The sequence below is a fragment of the Pseudomonas sp. 203-8 genome, assembly GCF_020708595.1.
Lineage (GTDB): Bacteria > Pseudomonadota > Gammaproteobacteria > Pseudomonadales > Pseudomonadaceae > Pseudomonas > Pseudomonas aeruginosa.
This window is the reverse complement of record NZ_JAJFDF010000001.1, coordinates 615,812-639,069: the sequence shown is the minus strand read 5'-3', so window position 1 is coordinate 639,069 and position 23,258 is coordinate 615,812. Positions and strand designations below refer to the sequence as shown.

Below are 23,258 nucleotides of genomic sequence, written 5' to 3'. Positions count from 1 at the left end.
AGGGACAATTTAATCTCTTCCATTCTCACTTCGTCTTCGCCATGCACCCTCCGAAAATCCTGCTGTGGCTGCTGCCGCTGGTCTGCGCGTTCAGCCTTGGAGCTCTTGCCGACACGGCCGTCGACCCCTCCCAAGCCTTGCATCTGTTGAGTTACCTGGCGGCCGACTATCCGCCGACCGTGGCTGACGGCAAGATCGTCGACCCCAGCGAATACCAGGAACAGGTGGAGTTCGTCGGCAACCTGCAGGCATTGGTCCTGACCCTGCCGATGCGCCCCGAGCGCGCCGAGCTGGAGAGGGGCGTCGCCAGCCTGCGCCAGGCCATCGAGCAGCGCTTGCCGGGAAGGGACGTGGCCCTCCAGGCGCGCAACCTCGAGGCACGGGTGGCGGATATCTACCAGGTGGTGCAGACCCCCGCGATCACCCCCGACCCGAGCCGCGCGGCGCCGATCTATGCCCAGCAGTGCGCGATCTGCCATGGCGATGCGGGCAAGGGCGACGGCCCCGCCGGCATCGGCCTGGAACCGCCGCCAGCGAACCTCACCGATCGCCAGCGCCTCGACCACCTGAGCCTCTACGACCTGCGTAACGTCATCGGCCTGGGCGTGGCCGGCACCGACATGCCGGCGTTCGCCGACCAGCTCGACGAACGCCAGCGCTGGGACCTGGCCAGCTATGTGGCCGGCCTGAGCGCCGGCAGTGCGCAGCCGGACAAGGCCCATGCCTACCCGCTGGCGACCCTGGCCACGCAGACTCCGGCCGAAGTCGCCGAGCACGACGGCGAGGCCGCTGCGGAGAGCTTCCGCGCCCTGCGTGCGCATCCGCCGCTGGAGCAGCGCGGTCCTGGGCAGTTGATCGACTATACCGCCGCCACCCTGGACAAGAGCTTCGCGGTCTATCGCGAAGGCGACCGCGACCAGGCCTACGACCTGTCGGTGGCGGCCTACCTGGAGGGCTTCGAGCTGGTGGAAAGCTCGCTGGACAACGTCGACGCCGATTTGCGCCGCTCCACCGAGAAGCAGCTGATGGCCTACCGCCAGGCGTTGCGCGATGGCCTCCCGGAAACCCAGGTGGCGCAACAGCTGGAGCTGGCCAAGGGCAAGCTGGCAGAGGCCGCCAAGCAGCTTGGCGGCGACTCGCTGAGTTTCTCCATCAGTTTCGTTTCCGCCTTGTTGATCCTGTTGCGCGAAGGGGTAGAGGCAATCCTGGTGCTTGCCGCCATCCTCGCCTTCCTGCGCAATACCGGGCAGGAAAGTGCCGTGCGTGGCGTGCACGTCGGCTGGGGGCTGGCCTTCGTCGCCGGTTTCGCCACCTGGGCGTTGGCCGCCTATGTGATCGATATCGGCGGTGCCCAGCGCGAGCTGATGGAGGGCTTCACCTCTCTGTTCGCCTGCGTGATGGTGCTCTGGCTCGGCGTCTGGATGCACGACCGCCGCCACGCGGCAGCCTGGCAGGACTACATCCGCAGCAGCCTGGTGGGCGGTGGCGGACGCTTCGGCTTCGCAGTGCTGGCGTTCTTCTCGGTCTACCGCGAGTTGTTCGAGGTCATCCTGTTCTACGAAACCCTCTGGTTGCAGGCCGGACCGGCCGGGCACAATGCCGTGATCGGCGGCGCGGCGACCGCCGTGGTCCTGCTGATCGGCCTGGCCTGGGTGATCCTGCGTGGTTCGGCGAAACTGCCGCTGGGGTTGTTCTTCAGCATCAACGCGGCGTTGCTCTGTGCGCTCTCGGTGGTGTTCGCCGGACATGGCGTCATCGCCTTGCAGGAAGCCGGGGTGATCGGCACCCGTCCGGTGCCGTTCTTCGACTTCGACTGGCTGGGGATCAAGGCCGACGCCTATTCGCTGTCGGCCCAGGCCATGGCGCTGGTGGCCATCGCGCTGCTCTACGGACGTAGCCGGATCGTCGAGCGCCGGCGTGCGGCGGCCAACGCGGCCGACTGAGCGGGTTCGCGCAACCACGACGGCCAGTGCGATACTGGCCGTCGTCATTTCTACGGAAGTCCGTTCATGCGTATCTGGATCGATGCCGACGCCTGCCCCAAGGCGGCCAAGGAACTGGTCTGCAAGTTCGCTCTCAAGCGCAAGCTGGAAGTCTGGATGGTCGCCGGCCAGCCGCAGGTCAAGCCGCCGTTCGCCTGCGTGCGTCTGGTGGTGGTGGAAAGCGGGATGGATGCGGCTGACGATTACCTGGTGGAGCAGGCTGAGCCGGGCGACCTGGCGATCTGCAGCGACGTACCGCTGGCCGATCGGCTGATCAAGAAACAGGTTGCCGCCCTCGATCCTCGCGGCCGCGAGTTCGACGCGCGGAACATGGGCGATAAGCTGGCCATGCGCAACCTGATGGCCGACCTGCGTGACCAGGGGCAGATGGGCGGCGGCCAGGCGCCCTACGGTGAGCGTGACCGCCAGGCGTTCGCCAACGCCCTGGACCGCCTGCTCACCCGCCTGCAGCGGGAAGCCGATCTACGCGCGAGTCAGCCGCACAGATAAGTACCGGTACCGACGGCGACCAGCGTGCCGTCGTCGCTATGCAGTTCCGAGCGCACCACTGCGACCTTGTTGCCCGAGCGAAGCGGCACCGCATGGGCGGTGAACGTCCGGCCGCGTCCCGGGCGCAGGTAGTCGACGCGCAAGTCGATGGTGCCGAGTTTCGACAGCCGCGCCATGCGCTCATGGCCTGGCAGTTCGCGATGCCGTTCGAGGGCGCCGATCAGGGCCATCGCTCCGCCGGTGACGTCGAGCAGGCTGGAGATCACCCCGCCGTGGAGAATGCCCTGGACGAAGTTGCCGATCAGTTCGTCCTTCATCGGCAGGTCGAGGACTACCCGCTCGCGGCCGAGGCTCACCACGCGGATGCCGAGCATGCGGTTGAAGGGGATGCGCTGGAAGAAATCCGCCACCAGTTGGTGGACGTCGTCAGGCAGGGCGGAGGAGGGCGTTTCGCTCATCGCGGCGTCTCGATTCGATGGTTTCGAGACGCACGCTGGCGTAGCGGCACGGATTTGAAAAGGGCGGCGGCGCGACCGCCCTCGTGCTTGGCCGATCAGGCCTTGTCCTGGTCCACCAGTTCGAGCACCCGGTCGACCAGCTTGTTGATCCCGGAAGCGGCTTCGGCTATCGACTGGGCGAGCATGTAGGCCGGGGTGGTCACCAGCTTGCGCGCGCTGTCTTCGACGATCTCGTCCACCGGCGCGTCGATGTGCTCGGCACCCATCTGCTTCAGCGCGTCGGCGGTGTCGGCGTCGTTGCCGATGGTGCATTGGACGCCGGCGCCGTAGATCTTCGCCGCCATCGCCGGAGCGATGCAGATCAGCCCGACTGGCTTGCCGGCTTCGGCGAAAGCCTTGGCCAGCGCCAGCACGTCCGGCTGCACCTGGCATTGCGCGCCGTTGATGGCAAAGTCGCTGAGGTTCTTCGCAGCGCCGAAGCCACCGGGCACGATCAGCGCGTCGTAGTCCTCGGCGCGGGCTTCGCGCAGGTCCTTGACTTCGCCGCGGGCGATACGCGCGGACTCGACCAGGACATTGCGGCTTTCCGGCATTTCCTCGCCGGTCAGGTGGTTGACCACATGGTGCTGGGCGATGTTCGGCGCGAAGCATTGTGCCTCGGCGCCACGCTGGCTGAGGCGGAGCAGGGTGATCACGCTTTCGTGGATTTCCGCGCCATCGTAGACGCCACAACCGGAGAGGATGACGGCAACTTTCTTGTGCATGAGGCTTACTCCTTGGGAACGCAGGATCCGGACCGGACGGGCCTGGCCGGGGTCGGTATCGCGCAAGCATAGCGAGCCGCCGGCCCCGGCGGCCAGCCGGAGCGGAGGGTACAAGGAGTTGGAGTGTACGAAGGGGCCGGCTGTTCAGTCGCGCCGGCGCGGGTTCACTCGGATTTGTCGGCGTTGCCGCCCGCGCCGTTGCCGCGCGGTGTCTTGAAACGCCGCCATAGCCAGAGCAGCAGGCCCAGCACGATCAGGCCGCCGAGGACCATGAGTTCGTATTTCTTGATGTTGCCGAGCATGCCTTCCAGTACGCTGCCGAAATAGTAGGCGGCGGAGCCCAGCGCGGCGGCCCAGACGATGGCGCCGATGCCGTTGAGAAGAAGATAGCGGGCCGGTGGATAGCCGGACAGGCCGATGGCCACCGGCATCACCGTACGCAGGCCGTAGACGAAGCGGAAACTCAGCACCCACAGGTCGGGATGGCGGCGCACATGGTCCAGCGCCTTGTCGCCGAGCTTCTGCCAGCGCGGCTTGCGCGCCAGCAACCGGCGTCCGTGGCGGCGTCCGAGGAAGTACCAGAGTTGGTCGCCGGCGTAGCTGCCGAGGAAGGCGGTGAGAATCACGGTATCCAGTTGCATGTAGCCGCGGAAGGCAAGGAACCCGGCCAGCACGAGAATGGTTTCGCCCTCGAAGAAAGTACCGAGAAAAAGGGCGAAATAGCCGAAGTCCTGCAGGAATTGTTGGAGCATCATCGGGGCAGCGAAGCGAAATGAACGCGCAGCCTAACTCGGTTGAGGGCGTGGGGAAAGCGCGATCGTCACGGCCCAGGTCATTGATTGTGCAATGAATGGCCTTTGCCGCTGGCTTTTTGCGATGATTGGCGGTGCGGCAGGATGCCGCGACCTTGAGTCACTGTCGTCGCTTGTTGCCAATCCGTCATAATCAGGGACTATAACTGCCACACTGTGCCCGTTATCTGGGCCCTGGAGTAAACCGTGAGCTTCACTCCCGCCAATCGCGCCTATCCCTACACCCGCCTGCGGCGCAATCGCCGCGATGACTTCTCCCGCCGCCTGGTCCGCGAGAATGTCCTCACCGTCGACGACCTGATCCTGCCGGTGTTCGTCCTCGATGGGGTCAACCAGCGTGAAAGCATTCCGTCGATGCCCGGCGTCGAGCGCCTGTCCATCGACCAGTTGCTGATCGAGGCGGAAGAGTGGGTGGCCCTGGGCATTCCGGCGCTGGCGCTGTTCCCGGTGACCCCGGTGGAGAAGAAGTCCCTGGACGCCGCCGAGGCATACAACCCGGAAGGCATCGCCCAGCGCGCCACCCGCGCCCTGCGCGAGCGCTTTCCGGAGCTGGGCATCATCACCGACGTGGCGCTCGACCCGTTCACCACCCATGGCCAGGACGGCATCCTGGATGACGATGGCTACGTCCTCAACGACGTCAGCATCGACGTGCTGGTACGGCAGGCGCTGTCCCACGCCGAGGCCGGCGCCCAGGTGGTAGCGCCCTCGGACATGATGGACGGTCGCATCGGTGCGATCCGCGAGGCCCTGGAGTCTGCCGGCCACACCAATGTGCGGATCATGGCCTACTCGGCCAAGTACGCCAGCGCCTACTACGGTCCGTTCCGCGATGCGGTCGGCTCGGCTTCGAACCTCGGCAAGGGCAACAAGGCCACCTACCAGATGGATCCGGCGAACAGCGACGAGGCACTTCACGAAGTGGCCGCCGACCTGGCCGAAGGCGCCGACATGGTGATGGTCAAGCCGGGCATGCCCTACCTCGACATCGTGCGTCGGGTGAAGGATGAATTCCGCGCCCCGACCTTTGTCTACCAGGTCAGCGGCGAGTATGCGATGCACATGGGCGCCATCCAGAACGGCTGGCTGGCCGAATCGGTGATCCTCGAGTCCCTTACCGCCTTCAAACGTGCCGGCGCCGATGGCATTCTGACCTACTTCGCCAAGCAGGCCGCAGAACAATTAAGACGGGGGCGTTGACCCCCTCGGGAAGATGAATGAATACGCAGCAAGGACTTGATGAGATCGAACGTATCGCCGCCGACGAAACCGTAGTGGCGAACGTGGAAAGCGAAGCAGAAGTGAAGATGGCCGAAACGATCCCGGTGGAAACGCCACCTGCGGTGGTTCCCAGCGTGGATGACAGCAGCCTGTACATTCATCGCGAGCTCTCCCAGTTGCAGTTCAACATCCGCGTGCTGGAGCAGGCGCTGGACGAGTCCTACCCGCTCCTGGAGCGGCTGAAGTTCCTCCTCATCTTCTCGAGCAACCTCGACGAATTCTTCGAGATCCGCATCGCCGGCCTGAAGAAGCAGATCACCTTCGCCCGCGAGCAGGCCGGCGCCGACGGCCTGCTGCCGCACCAGGCCCTGGCGCGGATCAGCGAGCTGGTCCACGAGCAGGTGTCGCGGCAGTACCGGATCCTCAACGAGACCCTGTTGCCGGAGCTGGCCAAGCACCAGATCCGCTTCATCCGCCGGCGTCACTGGACGCTGAAGATCAAGACCTGGGTGCGGCGCTTCTTCCGCGACGAGATCGCGCCGATCATCACCCCGATCGGCCTCGACCCGACCCATCCGTTCCCGCTGCTGGTGAACAAGAGCCTCAACTTCATCGTCGAGCTGGAGGGGATGGATGCCTTCGGCCGCGACTCCGGCCTGGCGATCATCCCGGCGCCGCGCCTGCTGCCACGGATCATCAGGCTGCCGGAAGACGTTGGCGGCGAGGGTGACAACTACGTGTTCCTGTCGTCGATGATCCACGCCCACGCCGACGACCTGTTCCCCGGCATGAAGGTGAAGGGCTGCTACCAGTTCCGCCTGACCCGCAACGCCGACCTGTCGGTGGACACCGAGGATGTCGAGGACCTGGCCCGCGCGCTGCGCGGCGAGCTGTTCTCGCGTCGCTACGGGGACGCGGTACGCCTGGAGGTGGTGGATACCTGCCCGCAGAACCTGACCAACTACCTGCTCAAGCAGTTCGGCCTGTCCGAAAGCGAGTTGTACAAGGTCAGCGGCCCGGTCAACCTGACCCGCCTGTTCAGCGTCACCGGCCTGGAAAGCCATCCGGAGCTGCAGTACCCGCCCTTCACCCCGGCGATCCCGCGTCTTTTGCAGAAGAAGGAAAACCTCTTCAACGTCCTCAGCAAGCTCGACGTGTTGCTGATGCACCCGTTCGAGTCCTTCACCCCGGTGATCGACCTGCTGCGCCAGGCCGCCAAGGATCCGAACGTGCTGGCGATCAAGCAGACCCTGTACCGCAGCGGTGCCAACTCTGAGATCGTCGACGCCCTGGTCGAGGCGGCACGCAACGGCAAGGAGGTCACCGCGGTGATCGAGCTGCGCGCCCGCTTCGACGAAGAGTCCAACCTGCAACTGGCCAGCCGCCTGCAACAGGCCGGCGCGGTGGTGATCTACGGCGTGGTCGGCTTCAAGACCCACGCCAAGATGATGCTGATCCTCCGTCGCGAGGACGGCGAACTGCGCCGCTACGCGCACCTGGGCACCGGCAACTACCATGCCGGCAACGCTCGCCTGTACACCGACTACAGCCTGCTGACCGCCGACGTGGCGCTCTGCGAGGACCTGCACAAGCTGTTCAACCAACTGATCGGGATGGGCAAGACGCTGCGCATGAAGAAGCTGTTGCATGCGCCGTTCACCCTGAAGAAGAACCTGCTGGAAATGATCAACCGCGAGGCGGCCCAGGCGGCGCTCGGCCAGCCTGCGCACATCATGGCCAAGGTCAACTCGCTGACCGATCCGAAGGTCATCCGCGCCCTGTACAAGGCCAGCCAGGCCGGGGTCAGGATCGACCTGGTGGTGCGTGGCATGTGCTGCCTGCGGCCGGGCATCCCGGGGGTCTCGCACAATATCCACGTGCGCTCGATTATCGGGCGCTTCCTCGAGCACAGCCGCATCTACTACTTCCTCAACGGCGGCGACGAGAAGCTCTATCTCTCCAGCGCCGACTGGATGGAGCGCAACCTCGACATGCGCGTCGAGACCTGCTTCCCGGTGGAAGGCAAGAAGCTGGTGCAGCGGGTCAAGAAGGAACTGGAAACGTACCTGACCGACAACACCCAGGCCTGGGTGTTGCAGGCCGACGGTAGCTACCAGCGGCTCAGTCCCACCGGTAACCAGAACCCCCGCAATACCCAGGCGACCCTGCTGGAGAAGCTGGCCGCGCCGGTGCTTACCGCACGTTGAGGCTGTAGCCGACCCGCTTGAGCCATTCGGCTTCCTGGGCGAAGTCGGCCTGGGTCAGCGGGTTGGCTTCCAGCCAGCCCTCGGGGAAGGTCACCGAAAGGCTCTTGGGCTCTGCCTTCAGACGCACCGAGGGCATTTCCTGGGTGCCGCGAATGTGGTGGAAGAGGATCGCGAAGCGCAGCACGATGCACAGACGTACCAGCTTGTCGCCTTCCTCGGCGAACTCCGCCAGCTTGTCCGCCGGAATGTTGCGGCGGTGGCCGCGTACCAGTAGCGACAGCATCTGCTGGTCCTGGCGCGAGAAGCCAGCCAGGTCGGAGTGCTCGATCAGGTAGGCGCCGTGCTTGTGGTAGTGGTAATGGGCGATGTCCAGGCCGATCTCGTGGACCCGTGCGCCCCAGCTCAGCAGGTCGCGGTGCAGTTCGCCGTTCAGCTCCCAGGCGTCGCCGACTTCGGCAAGCACCTTGAGGGCCTTGGCCTCCACCCGCGAAGCCTGCTCCGGATCGACGTGGTAGCGCTGCATCAGCGAGCTGATGGTGCGTTCGCGCACGTCCTCGTGCTGGTGACGGCCGACCAGGTCGTAGAGAACGCCTTCGCGCAGGGCGCCCTCGGAGTGAACCATCTGTTCCAGTTCCAGCGCGTCGAAGATCGCTTCGAGAATGGCCAGTCCGGCCGGGAAAATGGTCCGGCGGTCCGGCTTGATCCCTTCCAGATCGAGCTTCTCCACGTCGCCGAGCTTGAGCACCTTGCGCTTCAGCCAGGCCAGTCCGTCCGGGCTGATCTCGCCGTTGCCGTGGCCGCCGGCCTTGATCGCCAGCGCCACTGCGCGGATGGTGCCGGAGGCGCCGACCGCCTGTTGCCAGCCGAGGCGCCGCAGGCTGTTCTCGATGCCCATCAGTTCCAGGCGTGCAGCAGTGTACGCCTGGGCGTAGCGGGCCGGGGTGATCTTGCCGTCGCGGAAGTAGCGTTGGGTGTAGCTGACGCAACCCATCTGCAGGCTTTCCCGCAGCTCGGACTCGAAACCCTGGCCGATGATGAACTCGGTGCTGCCGCCGCCGATGTCGCTGACCAGCCGGCGACCGCCGCTGTCGGGCATGCTGTTGGCGACGCCGAGGTAGATCAGGCGGGCTTCCTCGCGGCCGGAGATGACTTCCACGGGGTGGCCGAGAACCTCTTCCGCACGACGGATGAAATCGCTGCGGTTGCGCGCCTCGCGCAAGGCGTTGGTCGCGACCACGCGTACGGAACCCTGGGGCATGCCGCTGATGAACTGGGCGAAGCGGCGCAGGCAGTCGAGGCCGCGCTGGGTGGCCTCTTCGCTAAGATTGCGCTCCTCGTCGAGGCCGGCGGCCAGTTGGACCTTCTCGCCCAGCCGTTCGAGGATGCGGACTTCGCCGTGGATATTGGCCTTGGCCAGACAGAGGTGGAAACTGTTGGAACCCAGGTCCAGGGCGGCAATCAGCGGGAATGCCTCGGCAGGTTTTTGCGGCATGCTTTGCAAGTCCATTGGAAAACTGCGCCATCCTGCCACGATAGGGCGAGGGTCGCCAATGCGGCAGCCGATCAATCGGGAATCAGCCGACCAACGATAGAGACTCTCAATCGGCTGCGCCTTCCGGCGAGGGTCAAGGCGGGATATGATGGTCGGCACTTTCGCGTTTCAATTCGCGTCCGACTACGGAGAGATTTCATGAGCGAACATATCGTCAACGTTACTGATGCCAGCTTCGAGCAGGACGTGCTGAAGGCCGACGGCCCTGTGCTGGTGGACTACTGGGCCGAGTGGTGCGGTCCGTGCAAGATGATCGCGCCGGTGCTGGACGAAGTCGCCAGGGACTATCAGGGCAAGCTGAAGGTCTGCAAGCTGAACATCGACGAGAACCAGGATACCCCGCCGAAATACGGCGTGCGTGGCATCCCTACCCTGATGCTGTTCAAGGACGGCAATGTCGAGGCGACCAAGGTCGGCGCACTGTCCAAGTCGCAGCTGGCGGCCTTCCTCGACGCCAATATCTGAGCCGGGCCCAGGCCTCGCTGGAAAGCCCCGCGATTCGCGGGGCTTTTTTTTGCGTTTCTATAGACGCCACCCGGCCACGGTGTTAAATTCGGGTTCGCGACGTTTTTTCCGTCGCCTTCTGCATGCCGTCCCGGACGCACTTCCTACTCGAACTTTCTAGCGCTCCTGTCGCCCCCTTGCGACACGGCTTTCCCAAGCTCGACGCTTTCTCCAATTCCTCTTTCTGCGTACCTATCTCTTTCCTATGAATCTGACCGAACTCAAGCAAAAGCCGATTGCCGAACTGCTGGAAATGTCCGATGCCATGGGCCTGGAAAACATGGCCCGTTCGCGCAAGCAGGACATCATCTTCGCCCTGCTGAAGAAGCACGCGAAAAGTGGTGAAGAGATCTCCGGCGATGGCGTGCTGGAGATTCTTCAGGACGGCTTCGGCTTCCTGCGCTCCGCCGACTCTTCCTACCTGGCCGGCCCCGACGACATCTATGTCTCGCCGAGCCAGATCCGGCGCTTCAACCTGCGCACGGGCGACACCATCATCGGCAAGATCCGGCCGCCGAAAGAGGGCGAGCGTTACTTCGCCCTGCTCAAGGTCGACTCGATCAACTTCGATCGTCCGGAGAATGCGAAGAACAAGATTCTCTTCGAGAACCTGACGCCGCTGTTCCCCAACGAGCGGATGAAGATGGAAGCCGGCAACGGCTCCACCGAAGACCTGACCGGCCGCGTCATCGATCTCTGCGCGCCGATCGGCAAGGGCCAGCGCGGCCTGATCGTGGCGCCGCCGAAGGCGGGCAAGACCATCATGCTGCAGAACATCGCCAGCAACATCACCCGCAACAACCCCGAATGCCACCTGATCGTCCTGCTGATCGACGAGCGCCCTGAGGAAGTGACCGAAATGCAGCGCACCGTGCGCGGCGAAGTGGTCGCCTCGACCTTTGACGAACCGCCGACCCGTCACGTACAGGTCGCCGAGATGGTGATCGAGAAGGCCAAGCGCCTGGTCGAGCACAAGAAGGACGTGGTCATCCTGCTCGACTCCATCACCCGTCTGGCGCGGGCCTACAACACCGTGATCCCCAGCTCCGGCAAGGTGCTCACCGGCGGTGTCGACGCCCATGCCCTGGAGAAGCCGAAGCGCTTCTTCGGCGCCGCGCGGAACATCGAAGAGGGCGGTTCTCTTACGATTCTCGCCACGGCGTTGGTGGAAACCGGCTCGAAGATGGACGAGGTGATCTACGAGGAATTCAAGGGTACCGGCAACATGGAACTCCCATTGGATCGCAAGATCGCCGAGAAGCGCGTGTTCCCGGCCATCAACATCAACCGTTCGGGTACCCGCCGCGAAGAGCTGCTGACCAGCGAGGACGAGCTCCAGCGCATGTGGATCCTGCGCAAGATCCTGCACCCGATGGACGAGATCTCCGCGATCGAATTCCTCATCGACAAGCTCAAGCAGACCAAGACCAACGATGAGTTCTTCGATTCGATGAAACGAAAGTAGTCTTCGAGAGTACCAAACAAAGGCGCTCCGGTTGACCGGGGCGCCTTTTGCATATCTGGAGGGACGTGGATGTCGAGCCTGGCCTATCGAAGGGACATCGATGGTTTGCGAGCGTTGGCCATTCTGCCGGTGGTGTTCTACCACCTTGGCTTGGGGGGCATCACCGGCGGCTATGTGGGCGTCGATGTTTTCCTGGTCATTTCCGGCTACCTGATCACTTCGATCATCCGGCGCGAGCAGCAGGCCGGACGTTTCAGCTTCGTCGACTTCTGGGCGCGCCGGGCACGCCGCATTCTCCCCGCGCTGTTCGTGATGATGGCGGCGAGCCTGGTGATCGGCTGGTTCCTCATGGCGCCGCGCGACTACGAAGAGTTAGGGCGTTCGGTTCGCTACCAGACGATGTTCGCCTCGAACATCCTGTTCTGGAAGCAGGATGGCTATTTCGACGCCGCGTCCGAATTCAAGCCGCTATTGCATACCTGGTCATTGTCGGTGGAAGAGCAGTTCTACATTCTCTTCCCTCTACTGCTGGCCGCGGTCTCCGGGCGTCTGCTGCGCTGGCGGCTCGCCATCCTCCTCGCGGTCCTGGCGCTATCGCTGGCGGCCAGCGTCTGGGCGGTTAGCCAGCGACCTGGCAGTGCATTCTTCCTCCTGCCGATGCGCGCCTGGGAACTCCTGGCGGGTGCCGTGCTGGCGTTGCTGCCGGGCGGTAGCCGCGGTCATTCGCAGTGGTCCCTGCAACTGGCGGCCACCCTCGGCATAGCGGCGATTCTCCTGCCGGTGTTCTTCTACGACAGCGACACTCCTTTCCCCGGCCTCGCGGCGCTGCCGGCGGTGCTTGGCACCGCCCTGCTGATCTGGGCCAACGGCGCCGGCGACACCTGGGTTCGCCGCCTGCTGGGCTGGCAACCGCTGGTCTGGTTCGGTCTGATCTCCTATTCGCTGTACCTCTGGCACTGGCCGCTGTACGTCTTCGTCCAGTACCACGCACTGGAAACCCTGGGCCTGCCGGCACGCCTGGGGTTGCTGGCGGCGAGCATCGGCCTGGCGGCACTGTCGCTGTACTACGTCGAGGCACCGTTCCGCGAGCGCAAGCTGTTCGCCGGGCGCCGGCAGATGCTTGGCGCGGCGCTGTGCAGCTTGCTGCTGCTGGGAGTCATCGGCCAGTTGGTGCGGCATTACGACGGCGTGCCGTCGCGTCTTTCCGAGGAAGCCTTGCGTTATGCCAAGGCGTCCAAATGGCGCGATGGGCAGACCGACTGCATGTTCGACAAGAAGGCGCTCAGTCAGGAAAGCATCTGCCGCTTCCCGGCGGAACTGGCTGCCGAACGACCGCTGCTGGTCAGTTGGGGCGACAGCCATTCCGCGGCGTTGAGCCCGCTGCTGCGCGAACTGGCTACCAGTCGCCGACTGCCGATCTGGCAGGCTTCGCTGGCGGGCTGTCCGCCGTTGCTGGGGATGCTGGAAAAGGACACTTGCCTGCGTTTCAACCAGCAGATGCTCGAGTTCGTCGAACAGCAGCGGCCGGGCGGGGTGATCCTCGCCGGGCGCTGGGACATGTATATATACGGCGACTCGCAGGACGGTACCCGCAACATTCTCCGCGAGCCGGACGACACGCCGGACAGCTCGATCGCCGAGGCGCTGCTGCGGCAACGCCTGAGCGGAATGATCGAAAGGCTGAACGCGGCCGACGTACATGTCTGGCTGGTCAAGGACGTACCGCTGCTGCCATTCAAGGCACCGGCGCGGCTGGTGCGGCTGAGTCTGAGCGGGGAGGATGTCGGGCGCGCACGTTTTCCCTTCGCTGAGCACGCTGCGCGCGTCGCCTACGTGAATGCGCTGTTCGATGCGCTGGCCGAAGGCAACCCGCGGGTGAGCGTGCTCGACCCCTCCAGCGTGCTCTGCGATGGCCTGGATTGTTTCGCCGAACGTGATGGCTGGTCGCTGTACATGGATAACAACCACCTTTCGACCCAGGGGGCCCATGAACTCGGGCCTTTGTTCGAGCCGATGCTACAGAGCCTCGACGACTCGAGGATCGCCAGCCAGCAGTGACCGAATGCCGCGTTTGCCTGCTGCCGGATGGGCCGGGAGCAGGTAGGATGTGGGGTCTTGCAGTGAATGGTTAGGCCAATGACGTTCAAGGATCTCCGCGATTTCATCGCCCAGCTGGAGCAGCGCGGTGCGTTGAAGCGCATCCAGGTGCCGATTTCCCCCGTGCTCGAGATGACCGAGGTGTGCGACCGCACGTTGCGCGCCAAGGGCCCGGCATTGCTGTTCGAAAAGCCGACCGGCTTCGACATGCCGGTGCTCGGCAACCTGTTCGGTACGCCGGAGCGCGTGGCGCTGGGCATGGGCGCCGAGGGCGTCGGCGCACTGCGCGAGATCGGCAAGCTGCTGGCGCAACTCAAGGAGCCCGAGCCGCCGAAGGGCCTCAAGGACGCCTGGGCCAAGCTGCCGATGTACAGGAAGGTCCTGTCCATGGCGCCGAAGGTGCTCAAGGACGCCCCCTGCCAGGAAGTGGTCGAGGAGGGCGAGGACGTCGACCTCGGCCGGCTGCCGGTCCAGACCTGCTGGCCGGGCGATGTCGGGCCGCTGATCACCTGGGGCCTGACCGTTACCCGCGGGCCGAACAAGGAACGGCAGAACCTGGGCATCTACCGCCAGCAGGTGATCGGCCGCAACAAGGTGATCATGCGCTGGCTCAGCCATCGCGGCGGCGCACTGGACTACCGCGAGTGGTGCCAGAAGCATCCGGGCCAGCCCTATCCGGTAGCCGTGGCGCTGGGCGCCGATCCGGCGACCATCCTCGGTGCGGTGACGCCGGTGCCGGACACCCTTTCCGAATACGCTTTCGCCGGCCTGTTGCGCGGGCATCGTACCGAGCTGGTCAAGTGTCGCGGGAGCGACTTGCAGGTGCCGGCCAGCGCCGAGATCGTCCTCGAAGGGGTGATCCACCCCGGCGAGATGGCCGACGAAGGCCCCTATGGCGATCACACCGGCTACTACAACGAGGTCGATCGCTTCCCGGTGTTCACCGTCGAGCGCGTCACCCGCCGGCAGAAACCGATCTACCACAGCACCTACACCGGGCGTCCGCCGGACGAGCCGGCGATCCTCGGGGTGGCGCTGAACGAAGTGTTCGTGCCGATCCTGCAGAAGCAGTTCCCGGAAATCGTCGATTTCTACCTGCCGCCGGAAGGTTGTTCCTACCGGATGGCGGTGGTGACCATGAAGAAGCAGTACCCAGGGCACGCCAAGCGCGTGATGCTCGGGGTCTGGTCGTTCCTGCGGCAGTTCATGTACACCAAGTTCGTCATCGTCACCGACGATGACATCGATGCGCGCGACTGGAACGATGTGATCTGGGCCATCACCACGCGGATGGACCCCAAGCGCGACACGGTGATGATCGACAACACGCCCATCGACTACCTCGACTTCGCCTCGCCGGTTTCCGGCCTCGGCTCGAAGATGGGGCTTGATGCCACCCACAAGTGGCCGGGCGAGACCAGCCGCGAATGGGGGCGCGCCATCGTCAAGGACGAAGCGGTGACACGGCGCATCGACGCCCTCTGGTCGAGCCTCGGGATCGACTGATGCGTATCGTCCTGCAACCGTCCGGCGCCTGCCTCGAGCTGCTGCCGGGGGAACGCATCCTCGATGGCGCCCGGCGGCTTGGCTACGACTGTCCGCAGAGCTGCCGCAACGGCAACTGCCATATCTGCGCGGCGCTGCTGGTGGAGGGGCGGGTACGCCAGAACGGCGAGGTACGCGATCATGGCGAACTCTTCACCTGCCTCGCCGAGCCGCTGGAAGACTGCGTGCTGCATTGGGACGGGGTGCTGGCGCCGGGTGAACTGCCTCTGCGCAAGCTGACCTGCCAGTTGAGCTTCTGCGAAGAGGTCGGCGGCGACGTCTACCGGGTCGGCCTGCGCGCGCCGGCCGGCAAGCCGCCACGCTATCACGCCGGGCAGTACCTGTTGCTGGAGCGTGACGGCGGCGACAGCGCGGCGTTTTCCCTGGCCTCCGCGCCGCATGCGGGACGCGACCTTGAGTTGCACATCCTGGCCAAGGAAGACAGTGCCGTCGCGCTGATCGCGCAATTGCAGCGCGAGCGCCTGGCACGGATCCAGCTGCCGTTCGGCGACGCGCACCTGGCGGAACTGCCCGACGGTCCGCTGGTGCTGATCGCGGCGGGAACCGGCATGTCGCAGATGCACAGCCTGATCGAGCACTGCCGCGCCGCCGGCTTCGCCCATCCTGTACATCTCTACTGGGGCGTTCGGCGTCCGGAGGATTTCTACCGACTGCCGCACTGGACGGAGTGGGAAGGCCTGCCGAACCTGTTCCTGCACCGGGTGGTCAGCGACCTCTGTGGCTGGGAGGGGCGTTGCGGCTTGCTGCACGAGGCGGTGCGCGAGGATTTCGCCGACCTGTCGAGCCTGCATGTGTATGCCAGCGGCTCGCCGGCGATGGTCTACGCGACCCTGGATGCCCTGGTCGAAGCAGGGATGGATGCGCACCAGATGCGCGCCGACGTGTTCGCCTACGCGCCGCGGGACTGAACGCGGCTCCGGCCTGGCGCCGGAGCCGCCGCGTCATCAGCCGGCTTGCTGCGGCGCGGCCTGGACCGCGGGTTTGCGCAGGGTCAGGGAGAGGAACAGGATGGCCAGCAGGCAGGCGCCGATCAGCAGCTTGAAGCCACCGTCCCAGCCGAAGTGATCCACCGTGTAGCCGACCAGGGCGTTGGCCGCCACCGAGCCGCCGAGGTAGCCGAACAGACCGGTGAAGCCGGCGGCGGTGCCGGCCGCTTTCTTCGGCGCCAGCTCCAGGGCCTGCAAGCCGATCAGCATCACCGGGCCGTAGATCAGGAAGCCGATCATGATCAGCGCGGCCATGTCGATCGCCGGGTTGCCGGCCGGGTTCAGCCAGTAGATCAGGGTGCCGACGGTCACCAGGATCATGAACACCACGCCGGTGGCGCCGCGATTGCCCTTGAACAGCTTGTCCGACAGCCAGCCGCAGAGCAGGGTGCCGGGAATCCCCGCCCATTCGTAGAAGAAGTACGCCCAGGACGACTTGTCGACGTTGAAGTGCTTGGCCTCCTTGAGGTAGGTCGGCGCCCAGTCGAGCACACCGTAGCGCAGCAGGTAGACGAACACGTTGGCCAGGGCGATGTACCAGAGCAGCTTGTTGCGCAGCACGTAGGTGACGAAGATCTCCTTGGTCGACAGCTCGCGCTCGTGGTGTTCGTCGTAGCCTTCGGGGTAGTCGTCCTTGTGCTTCTCGATCGGTGGCAGGCCGCAGGATTGCGGGGTGTCGCGCATGGCGAAATAGGCGAACACGGCTACGCCCACGGCGACGATGGCCGGCACGTAGAAGGCCGAGCGCCAGTCGCCGAACAGCGCCAGGCCGAGCAGGAACAGCGGGCCGATCAGGCCGCCGCCGACGTTGTGGGCGACGTTCCACACCGAGACCACGCTGCCGCGCTCCTTCTGCGACCACCAGTGGACCATGGTCCGTCCGCTCGGCGGCCAGCCCATGCCCTGGGCCCAGCCGTTGATGAAGAGCAGGACGAACATGATGGCGACGCTGGAGGTAGCCCAGTGCGCGAATCCGAAAATGAACATCACCGCCGCCGACACCAACAGGCCGAACGGCAGGAAGACCCGTGGGTTGGAACGGTCCGAGACCAGGCCCATGATGAATTTCGACAGGCCGTAGGCGATGGCGATGGCCGACATCGCGACGCCCAGTTGACCGCGGCTGTAGCCGTCCTCGATAAGGTAGGGCATGGCCAGGGAGAAGTTCTTGCGCAGCAGGTAGTAACCCGCGTAGCCGATGAAGATACCGGCGAAGATCTGCCAGCGCAGGCGCCGGTAGGTGCTGTCCACCTCGGCATCGGGCAGTGGCGCCTGGTGTGGCGCGGGACGAAAGATTCCGAACATCGCGAGCTCCGCTTGTTGTTGTGTCGCGCCTTTTTACGCGGTTGCGAACACTACATTTTTCGTAAATGAAAAAATAGCGGAAATGTTACAGGTTGAGTGCATTGGTCGGAAATAAGAAAGCCCCGGTCGGAAACCGGGGCCTTCATAGGGGAAAAACATCTGACAGCGTGGGCCTCGGCCGGTGTATCGCTCCGGCCCGCCATGCCTTTCTCCGCACGGGCGGGAGGCAATACTCGCCGCCTTCGTGGCTCAGCGAACCTCCACCACCACCTTGCCGACCGCCCTGCGCTGGCCGAGGGCGTCGATAGCGTCGCCGGCCCGTTCCAGCGGGAAGCGCTGCGACACCAGCGGCTTCAGTTTGCCTTCGGCGTGCCAGGCGAACAGCTGGCGGAAGTTGTCAGCGTTGTCCTGCGGCTGGCGTTGGGCGAACGATCCCCAGAACACGCCGACCAGCGAGGCGCCCTTGAGCAGGGTCAGGTTGGCCGGCAGCGAAGGGATGCTGCCGCTGGCGAAGCCGACCACCAGCATCCGTCCGTTCCAGGCGATGCTGCGGAAGGCCTCCTCGAACAGTTCGCCGCCCACCGGATCGTAGATCACATCGACGCCCTGGCCGCCGGTCAAGGCCTTGAGCTGCTCGCGCAGGCTACCTTCGCTGTAGTTGATCAGTTCGTCGGCGCCGGCGGCCTTGGCCACGGCGAGCTTGTCGGGGGTACTGGCGGCAGCGATCACCCGGGCGCCCATGGCCTTGCCGATCTCCACGGCAGCCAGCCCGACCCCGCCGGAAGCGCCGAGCACCAGCAGGGTCTCGCCGGGTTGCAGGTTGGCGCGCTGTTTCAGGGCGTGCATCGAGGTGCCGTAGGTCATGCCGAAGGCGGCGGCGCTGGCGAAGTCCATGCCTTCGGGAATCGGCATCACGTTATAGCCGGGCACCTTGACCTGCTCGGCGAAGCTGCCCCAGCCGGTCAGGGCCATGACCCGGTCGCCGGGCCTGACGTGGGCGACCTTTTCGCCGACCGCGGCGACCACCCCGGCCGCCTCGCCGCCCGGGGAGAAGGGGAAGGGTGGCTTGAACTGGTACTTGCCCTCGATGATCAGGGTGTCTGGGAAGTTGACCCCGGCGGCGTGCACATCGAGGAGGATTTCGTTCTTCGCCGGGCTCGGGCTGGCGATTTCTTCCAGGACCAGGCTGCTGGCCGGGCCGAAGGCTTTGCAGAGGACGGCTTTCATCGGGGACGCTCCAGTTTGCGGTCCGGCCAGTGTAGGAGGGAGACGCCGGGGGTCAATCAGCATCGCCGCAACTGATGGTTGTCCATAAACCCCGGGCTTGGGCCCGGCCGAGAGTCTGGCTATGCTTGCCGGCATTCGTCGAGGAGATGCGCCCGTGAGAACCCCCATTGCCCTGTCGCTGGCCCTGTGCCTGAGTCTGTTCCCGTCGTTCGCCTCGGCCGAGGAGGCCGCGCCGGAAGGCGAGGGCGCGAACAAGCCGGTCTACGTCGACCTGACCCCGGCGCTGGTCGGCAACTACGGCAGCGGGCCGCGCCTGCAGTACTACAAGGCCGACATCGCCCTGCAGGTGGCCGACAAGGACGCGGCGACCAAGGTCGAGCATCACGAGCCCTTGATCCGCAACCAGTTGATCATGCTGTTCGCCCAGCAGACCGACCAGAGCCTGGGTACGGTCGAGGCCAAGGAAAGCCTGCGCCAGGAGGCGCTGAAGCAGGTCCAGCAGACCCTCGAGCAGGAAGAGGGCAAGCCGCTGGTGACCGACCTGCTGTTCAACAACCTCATCGTCCAGCCCTGAGGTCAACTATCCGTTCTGTCCCGCGCTCCCGGATGCGAGGCACCGGCGATTCTGCTTTCCTGTGAGATTCGGTCGGGCGCGTCTGACGTGCATCAACACCCGCGCGCCGCCCTGGAGGGACAATCGAGCCAGTGAAGTCCGCGGCGGCCGCGCTTTCCAGCGTGAGCGCTATCGCCGCGGCCTGGCCGGACGTGCGAGGAGAAGGGATGAAACAGGAAAGCAAACGGTGGCTGAGCCGTGCCCTGGTCGTGGCGGCGCTGCTCGGCGTAGGCGTGCTGGTCTGGCAGGTATCGCGACCGACCGGCCTGGGCGAGGGATTCGCCAGCGGCAACGGACGCATCGAGGCCACCGAGGTGGACGTGGCGGCCAAGCTTCCCGGGCGGGTCGCCGAGATCAAGGTCGACGAGGGCGACTTCGTCAAGGCCGGCGAAATCGTCGCGCGGATGGATACCCAGGTGCTCGAGGCGCAGTTGGCCCAGGCCCAGGCCCAGGTGCGCCAGGCGGAGAACGCCAAGCTCACCGCGACCTCGCTGGTGGCCCAGCGCGAGAGCGAGAAGAGCACCGCCCAGGCCGTGGTGGCGCAGCGCCAGGCCGAGCTGACAGCGGCGCAGAAGCGCTTCACCCGTACCGAGGCGCTGGTCAAGCGCAATGCCCTGCCGCAACAGCAACTCGACGACGATCGGGCGACCCTGCAGAGCGCCCAGGCGGCGTTGTCCGCGGCACGCTCGCAAGTGATTTCGGCGCAGGCGGCGATCGAGGCCGGGCGTTCCCAGGTAATCGAGGCGCAGTCGGCCATCGAGGCGGCCAAGGCCAGCGTCGCCCGGCTCCAGGCGGATATCGACGACAGCCTGCTCAAGGCGCCGCGCAACGGCCGCGTGCAGTACCGCGTGGCACAGCCGGGGGAAGTGCTGCCGGCCGGTGGCAAGCTCCTCAACATGGTCGACCTGGCCGACGTCTACATGACTTTCTTCCTGCCATCCATGCAGGCCGGCAGGGTCGGACTGGGCCAGGAAGTGCGCTTGGTGATCGACGCGGTGCCGGACTACGTGATCCCGGCCAAGGTTTCCTATGTCGCCAGCGTCGCCCAGTTCACCCCGAAAACGGTGGAAACCGCCAACGAGCGGGAGAAGCTGATGTTCCGGGTCAAGGCGCGGCTCGATCCGGCGCTGCTGGAAAAATACATCACCTACGTCAAGACCGGCGTGCCCGGAATGGCCTACCTGCGACTGGACCCTGAGGTCGAGTGGCCGGCCAACCTGCAGATCAAGGTTCCGCAATGACCGCTGGCGGGAGCGGCGTGGCGAGCCTCCGGGGCGTTTCGCTGCGCTACGGCGAGACGCGCGCGGTGGACGACGTCAGCCTGGAGATCCCGGCCAACCGCATGGTCGGCCTGATCGGTCCGGACGGGGTCGGCAAGTCCAGCCTGCTGGCGCTGCTGGCCGGCGCACGGAAGATGCAGGATGGCGAGATCCGCGTGCTCGATGGCGACATGCGCGACCGCCGCCACCGCCGGGCGGTCTGCCCGCGCATCGCCTACATGCCCCAGGGGCTGGGCAAGAACCTCTACCCGACGCTCTCGGTGTTCGAGAACGTCGACTTCTTCGGTCGGCTGTTCGGCCACGACAAGGCCGAGCGCGAGCGGCGCATCGCCGATCTGCTGCAAAGCACCGGATTGGCGCCGTTCGCCGAGCGTCCTGCGGGCAAGCTGTCCGGCGGCATGAAGCAGAAGCTCGGGCTGTGCTGCGCGCTGATCCACGATCCCGACCTGCTGATCCTCGACGAGCCGACCACCGGCGTCGACCCGCTGTCGCGCAACCAGTTCTGGGAGCTGATCGGCCGTATCCGCGCGGGCCGCGAAGGCATGAGCGTGCTGGTCGCCACCGCCTACATGGAGGAAGCCGAGCGCTTCGACTGGCTGGTGGCGATGGACGACGGAAAGGTCCTGGCCACCGGTACGCCGCAGGAGCTGCGCGAGCGTACCGGGACGCAGAGCCTCGAGTCGGCGTTCATCGCCCTGCTGCCGGAAAGCAAGCGCGCCGGCCACCATCGATTGGTGATCCCGCCGCGACCGCAGAGCGAAGGCGCGCCGCGGATCGCCATCGAGGCCGAGGGCCTGACCTGTCGTTTCGGCGACTTCGTCGCGGTCGATCACGTCAGCTTCCGTATCGAGCGTGGGGAAATCTTCGGCTTTCTCGGCTCCAACGGCTGCGGCAAGTCCACCACCATGAAGATGCTCACCGGCCTGCTGCCGGCCAGCGAAGGCACGTGCGCGCTGTTCGGCCAGCCGGTGGACGCCAGCGACATGGCGACCCGTCGCCGGGTCGGCTACATGTCCCAGGCCTTTTCCCTGTATGCCGAGCTGAGCGTGCGGCAGAACCTGGTGTTGCACGCCCGGCTGTTCCACCTGCCGGCGGATGGCATCCCGGCACGGGTCGGCGAAATGCTCCGGCGCTTCGACCTGGAGAAGGTGGCCGACGAGCTGCCCAACGACCTGCCGCTGGGCATTCGCCAGCGTCTGTCGCTGGCGGTGGCGGTGATCCACAAGCCGGAAATCCTGATCCTCGACGAGCCCACTTCGGGGGTCGACCCGGTGGCTCGCGACGGCTTCTGGGAGCTGATGGTCGAGCTGTCGCGCCGCGACGGGGTGACCATCTTCATTTCCACCCACTTCATGAACGAGGCTCAGCGCTGCGATCGCATCTCGCTGATGCATGCCGGCAAGGTACTGGCCAGCGATACTCCCGATGAGCTGGTGCGCCAGCGTGGTCTGCCGACCCTGGAAGCGACCTTCATCGCTTACCTGGAGGAAGCCGCGGGTGCCGCCGCGCCAGCGCAACCGGCCGAGGCGCCGGCCGTCGCGGAGCAGCCCGGCGATGGCCAGGAGCGCCAGGCGCAACGCGAACGCTTCAGCCCCCTGCGGCTGTTCAGCTATGCGCGCCGCGAAGCCATGGAGCTGCGCCGCGACCCGATCCGCCTGACCCTGGCCCTGCTCGGCACCGCGCTGCTGATGTTCATCATCGGCTATGGCATCAACATGGACGTCGAGGACCTCTCCTGGGCGGTCCTCGACCGTGACCAGACCACCACCAGCCAGGCCTACGCGCTGAACATCGCCGGCTCGCGCTATTTCGTCGAACATGCGCCGATCACCGACCCGGACGACCTCGACCGGCGCCTGCGCAGCGGCGAGCTGAGCCTGGCGGTGGAGATTCCGCCGAACTTCGGGCGCGATCTCAAGCGTGGCTCCGATCCGGCCATCGGCGTGTGGATCGACGGAGCGATGCCGACCCGTGCCAACACCGTGCTCGGCTACGTGCAGGGTCTGCACACCAGCTACCTGGCGGACCTCTCGCGGCAGGCGGGTGGGGCCGAGGCCAGCGCGGCGGCCAGCACCGAGGTGCGCTATCGCTACAACCCCGACGTGGAAAGCCTGAAGGCGATGGTGCCGGCGGTGATCCCGCTGCTGCTGATCATGATCCCGGCCATGCTCACCGCCCTCGGCGTGGTGCGCGAAAAGGAACTGGGTTCGATCACCAACCTCTATGTCACCCCGGTGACGCGCCTGGAGTTCCTGGTCGGCAAGCAGCTGCCCTACGTCGCCATGGGCATGATCAACTTCCTGCTGATGCTGGTCCTGGCCATCGTGGTATTTCGCGTGCCGCTCAAGGGCAGCTTCCTGGCGTTGACCATCGGCGCTTTCCTCTATGTGGTCACCAGCACTGGCCTAGGGCTGTTCCTCTCGACGTTCATGCGCAGCCAGATCGCCGCTGTATTCGGCGTGGCGATCGCCACCATGATCCCGGCGATCCAGTTCTCCGGGCTGATCCACCCGGTGTCCTCGCTGGAGGGTGCGGCGGCCTGGATCGGCAAGCTCTATCCGACCTCGCATTTCCTGGTGGTCAGCCGCGGCGCCTTTTCCAAATCGCTGGGTCTGTCCGATCTCTGGGCCTACTACCTGCCGCTTGCCGCTTCCATCGTGGTGCTGACCCTGCTCAGCGTGGCCTGCCTGAAGAAGCAGGAGGACTGAG

18 protein-coding genes are annotated in these 23,258 nt (G+C 65.5%); 12 read left to right on the top strand and 6 right to left on the bottom strand.

Annotation, left to right across the window (positions count from 1 at the left end; genetic code table 11):
- The first annotated feature begins 41 nt into the window (after window positions 1–41).
- Together LJF27_RS02865 and LJF27_RS02860 are read left to right on the top strand one after the other, a co-directional pair.
- Window positions 42–1,943 carry a cytochrome c/FTR1 family iron permease gene (locus LJF27_RS02865; RefSeq protein WP_003115264.1) on the top strand — a complete coding sequence of 634 codons (1,902 nt, stop codon included), beginning with the start codon at window positions 42–44 and terminating at the stop codon, window positions 1,941–1,943.
- Window positions 1,944–2,009: 66 nt separating this feature from the next.
- A complete protein-coding gene (locus tag LJF27_RS02860; RefSeq protein ID WP_003099218.1) occupies window positions 2,010–2,492 on the top strand; it encodes a YaiI/YqxD family protein in 483 nt (160 codons plus the stop codon).
- Here the strand turns inward: LJF27_RS02860 and LJF27_RS02855 are convergent.
- The 3 genes from LJF27_RS02855 to LJF27_RS02845 all read right to left on the bottom strand — a co-directional run bounded on the left by LJF27_RS02855 (window position 2,477) and on the right by LJF27_RS02845 (window position 4,469).
- On the bottom strand, window positions 2,477–2,950 hold the full coding sequence (locus LJF27_RS02855; protein WP_003118044.1) for a thioesterase family protein: 474 nt from the start codon (window positions 2,948–2,950) through the stop codon (window positions 2,477–2,479). The genes LJF27_RS02860 and LJF27_RS02855 overlap by 16 nt on opposite strands.
- A gap of 95 nt (window positions 2,951–3,045) precedes the next feature.
- Window positions 3,046–3,714 carry an isoprenoid biosynthesis glyoxalase ElbB gene (elbB, locus tag LJF27_RS02850; protein ID WP_003099212.1) on the bottom strand — a complete coding sequence of 223 codons (669 nt, stop codon included), beginning with the start codon at window positions 3,712–3,714 and terminating at the stop codon, window positions 3,046–3,048.
- Between the two features lie 164 nt (window positions 3,715–3,878).
- Window positions 3,879–4,469: a DedA family protein gene (locus tag LJF27_RS02845; RefSeq protein ID WP_003096354.1), complete on the bottom strand. Its 591-nt coding sequence runs from the start codon at window positions 4,467–4,469 to the stop codon at window positions 3,879–3,881.
- Between the two features lie 243 nt (window positions 4,470–4,712).
- Here LJF27_RS02845 and hemB point away from each other — a divergent pair, with 243 nt between their 5' ends.
- A complete protein-coding gene (hemB, locus tag LJF27_RS02840; RefSeq protein ID WP_003096352.1) occupies window positions 4,713–5,726 on the top strand; it encodes a porphobilinogen synthase in 1,014 nt (337 codons plus the stop codon).
- A gap of 17 nt (window positions 5,727–5,743) precedes the next feature.
- The gene (gene ppk1, locus LJF27_RS02835) at window positions 5,744–7,954 is read left to right on the top strand and encodes a polyphosphate kinase 1 (protein WP_003099209.1); all 2,211 of its coding nucleotides are present in this window, start codon (window positions 5,744–5,746) and stop codon (window positions 7,952–7,954) included.
- Here ppk1 and ppx read toward each other — a convergent pair.
- Window positions 7,941–9,446, bottom strand: coding sequence for an exopolyphosphatase (gene ppx / locus LJF27_RS02830; protein ID WP_003114040.1), 1,506 nt, complete (start codon window positions 9,444–9,446; stop codon window positions 7,941–7,943). The two genes, ppk1 and ppx, sit on opposite strands and share 14 nt — an antisense overlap.
- 198 nt (window positions 9,447–9,644) lie before the next feature.
- On the opposite strand from ppx, the gene trxA reads away from it, so the two are divergent.
- From trxA to LJF27_RS02805, 5 genes are all read left to right on the top strand, one after another.
- The gene (gene trxA / locus LJF27_RS02825) at window positions 9,645–9,971 is read left to right on the top strand and encodes a thioredoxin TrxA (protein ID WP_003096336.1); all 327 of its coding nucleotides are present in this window, start codon (window positions 9,645–9,647) and stop codon (window positions 9,969–9,971) included.
- A 244-nt stretch (window positions 9,972–10,215) separates the two neighbouring features.
- Complete coding sequence (gene rho / locus LJF27_RS02820) at window positions 10,216–11,475, top strand: transcription termination factor Rho (protein ID WP_003096334.1); 1,260 nt, start codon at window positions 10,216–10,218, stop codon at window positions 11,473–11,475.
- A 69-nt stretch (window positions 11,476–11,544) separates the two neighbouring features.
- Window positions 11,545–13,533: an acyltransferase family protein gene (locus LJF27_RS02815; protein WP_014603407.1), complete on the top strand. Its 1,989-nt coding sequence runs from the start codon at window positions 11,545–11,547 to the stop codon at window positions 13,531–13,533.
- Between the two features lie 78 nt (window positions 13,534–13,611).
- Window positions 13,612–15,078 (top strand): 4-hydroxy-3-polyprenylbenzoate decarboxylase, encoded by a 1,467-nt coding sequence (ubiD, locus tag LJF27_RS02810; RefSeq protein WP_003163059.1) that lies wholly within the window; start codon window positions 13,612–13,614, stop codon window positions 15,076–15,078.
- Window positions 15,078–16,046, top strand: a complete 969-nt coding sequence (locus LJF27_RS02805) for a CDP-6-deoxy-delta-3,4-glucoseen reductase (RefSeq protein WP_003096331.1) — start codon at window positions 15,078–15,080, stop codon at window positions 16,044–16,046. Before ubiD ends, LJF27_RS02805 begins: the two co-directional genes overlap by 1 nt.
- A 36-nt stretch (window positions 16,047–16,082) precedes the next feature.
- On the opposite strand, the gene glpT is transcribed toward LJF27_RS02805, so the two are convergent.
- Together glpT and LJF27_RS02795 are read right to left on the bottom strand one after the other, a co-directional pair.
- Complete coding sequence (gene glpT, locus LJF27_RS02800) at window positions 16,083–17,429, bottom strand: glycerol-3-phosphate transporter (RefSeq protein ID WP_017001294.1); 1,347 nt, start codon at window positions 17,427–17,429, stop codon at window positions 16,083–16,085.
- Between the two features lie 249 nt (window positions 17,430–17,678).
- Window positions 17,679–18,656, bottom strand: coding sequence for an NADPH:quinone oxidoreductase family protein (locus LJF27_RS02795; RefSeq protein ID WP_003114042.1), 978 nt, complete (start codon window positions 18,654–18,656; stop codon window positions 17,679–17,681).
- Between the two features lie 154 nt (window positions 18,657–18,810).
- Here LJF27_RS02795 and LJF27_RS02790 point away from each other — a divergent pair, with 154 nt between their 5' ends.
- The 3 genes from LJF27_RS02790 (at window position 18,811) to rbbA (ending at window position 23,257) form a co-directional block, all read left to right on the top strand.
- Window positions 18,811–19,230 (top strand): flagellar basal body-associated protein FliL, encoded by a 420-nt coding sequence (locus LJF27_RS02790; protein WP_003096328.1) that lies wholly within the window; start codon window positions 18,811–18,813, stop codon window positions 19,228–19,230.
- A gap of 206 nt (window positions 19,231–19,436) precedes the next feature.
- Window positions 19,437–20,510: an HlyD family secretion protein gene (locus tag LJF27_RS02785; RefSeq protein WP_003136086.1), complete on the top strand. Its 1,074-nt coding sequence runs from the start codon at window positions 19,437–19,439 to the stop codon at window positions 20,508–20,510.
- The gene (gene rbbA, locus LJF27_RS02780; RefSeq protein ID WP_003114043.1) at window positions 20,507–23,257 is read left to right on the top strand and encodes a ribosome-associated ATPase/putative transporter RbbA; all 2,751 of its coding nucleotides are present in this window, start codon (window positions 20,507–20,509) and stop codon (window positions 23,255–23,257) included. The genes LJF27_RS02785 and rbbA overlap by 4 nt, the downstream gene beginning before the upstream one ends.
- Window position 23,258: the final 1 nt, after the last annotated feature.

Excerpts from the sequence above, each read along its gene's own strand:
- LJF27_RS02865 (WP_003115264.1), top strand. The coding sequence starts at position 42 with ATGCACCCTCCGAAAATCCTGCTGTGGCTGCTGCCGCTGGTCTGCGCG.
- LJF27_RS02860 (WP_003099218.1), top strand. The coding sequence starts at position 2,010 with ATGCGTATCTGGATCGATGCCGACGCCTGCCCCAAGGCGGCCAAGGAA.
- LJF27_RS02855 (WP_003118044.1), bottom strand. The coding sequence starts at position 2,950 with ATGAGCGAAACGCCCTCCTCCGCCCTGCCTGACGACGTCCACCAACTG.
- elbB (WP_003099212.1), bottom strand. The coding sequence starts at position 3,714 with ATGCACAAGAAAGTTGCCGTCATCCTCTCCGGTTGTGGCGTCTACGAT.
- LJF27_RS02845 (WP_003096354.1), bottom strand. The coding sequence starts at position 4,469 with ATGATGCTCCAACAATTCCTGCAGGACTTCGGCTATTTCGCCCTTTTT.
- ppk1 (WP_003099209.1), top strand. The coding sequence starts at position 5,744 with ATGAATACGCAGCAAGGACTTGATGAGATCGAACGTATCGCCGCCGAC.
- ppx (WP_003114040.1), bottom strand. The coding sequence starts at position 9,446 with ATGCCGCAAAAACCTGCCGAGGCATTCCCGCTGATTGCCGCCCTGGAC.
- trxA (WP_003096336.1), top strand. The coding sequence starts at position 9,645 with ATGAGCGAACATATCGTCAACGTTACTGATGCCAGCTTCGAGCAGGAC.
- rho (WP_003096334.1), top strand. The coding sequence starts at position 10,216 with ATGAATCTGACCGAACTCAAGCAAAAGCCGATTGCCGAACTGCTGGAA.
- LJF27_RS02815 (WP_014603407.1), top strand. The coding sequence starts at position 11,545 with ATGTCGAGCCTGGCCTATCGAAGGGACATCGATGGTTTGCGAGCGTTG.
- ubiD (WP_003163059.1), top strand. The coding sequence starts at position 13,612 with ATGACGTTCAAGGATCTCCGCGATTTCATCGCCCAGCTGGAGCAGCGC.
- LJF27_RS02805 (WP_003096331.1), top strand. The coding sequence starts at position 15,078 with ATGCGTATCGTCCTGCAACCGTCCGGCGCCTGCCTCGAGCTGCTGCCG.
- glpT (WP_017001294.1), bottom strand. The coding sequence starts at position 17,429 with ATGTTCGGAATCTTTCGTCCCGCGCCACACCAGGCGCCACTGCCCGAT.
- LJF27_RS02795 (WP_003114042.1), bottom strand. The coding sequence starts at position 18,656 with ATGAAAGCCGTCCTCTGCAAAGCCTTCGGCCCGGCCAGCAGCCTGGTC.
- LJF27_RS02785 (WP_003136086.1), top strand. The coding sequence starts at position 19,437 with ATGAAACAGGAAAGCAAACGGTGGCTGAGCCGTGCCCTGGTCGTGGCG.
- rbbA (WP_003114043.1), top strand. The coding sequence starts at position 20,507 with ATGACCGCTGGCGGGAGCGGCGTGGCGAGCCTCCGGGGCGTTTCGCTG.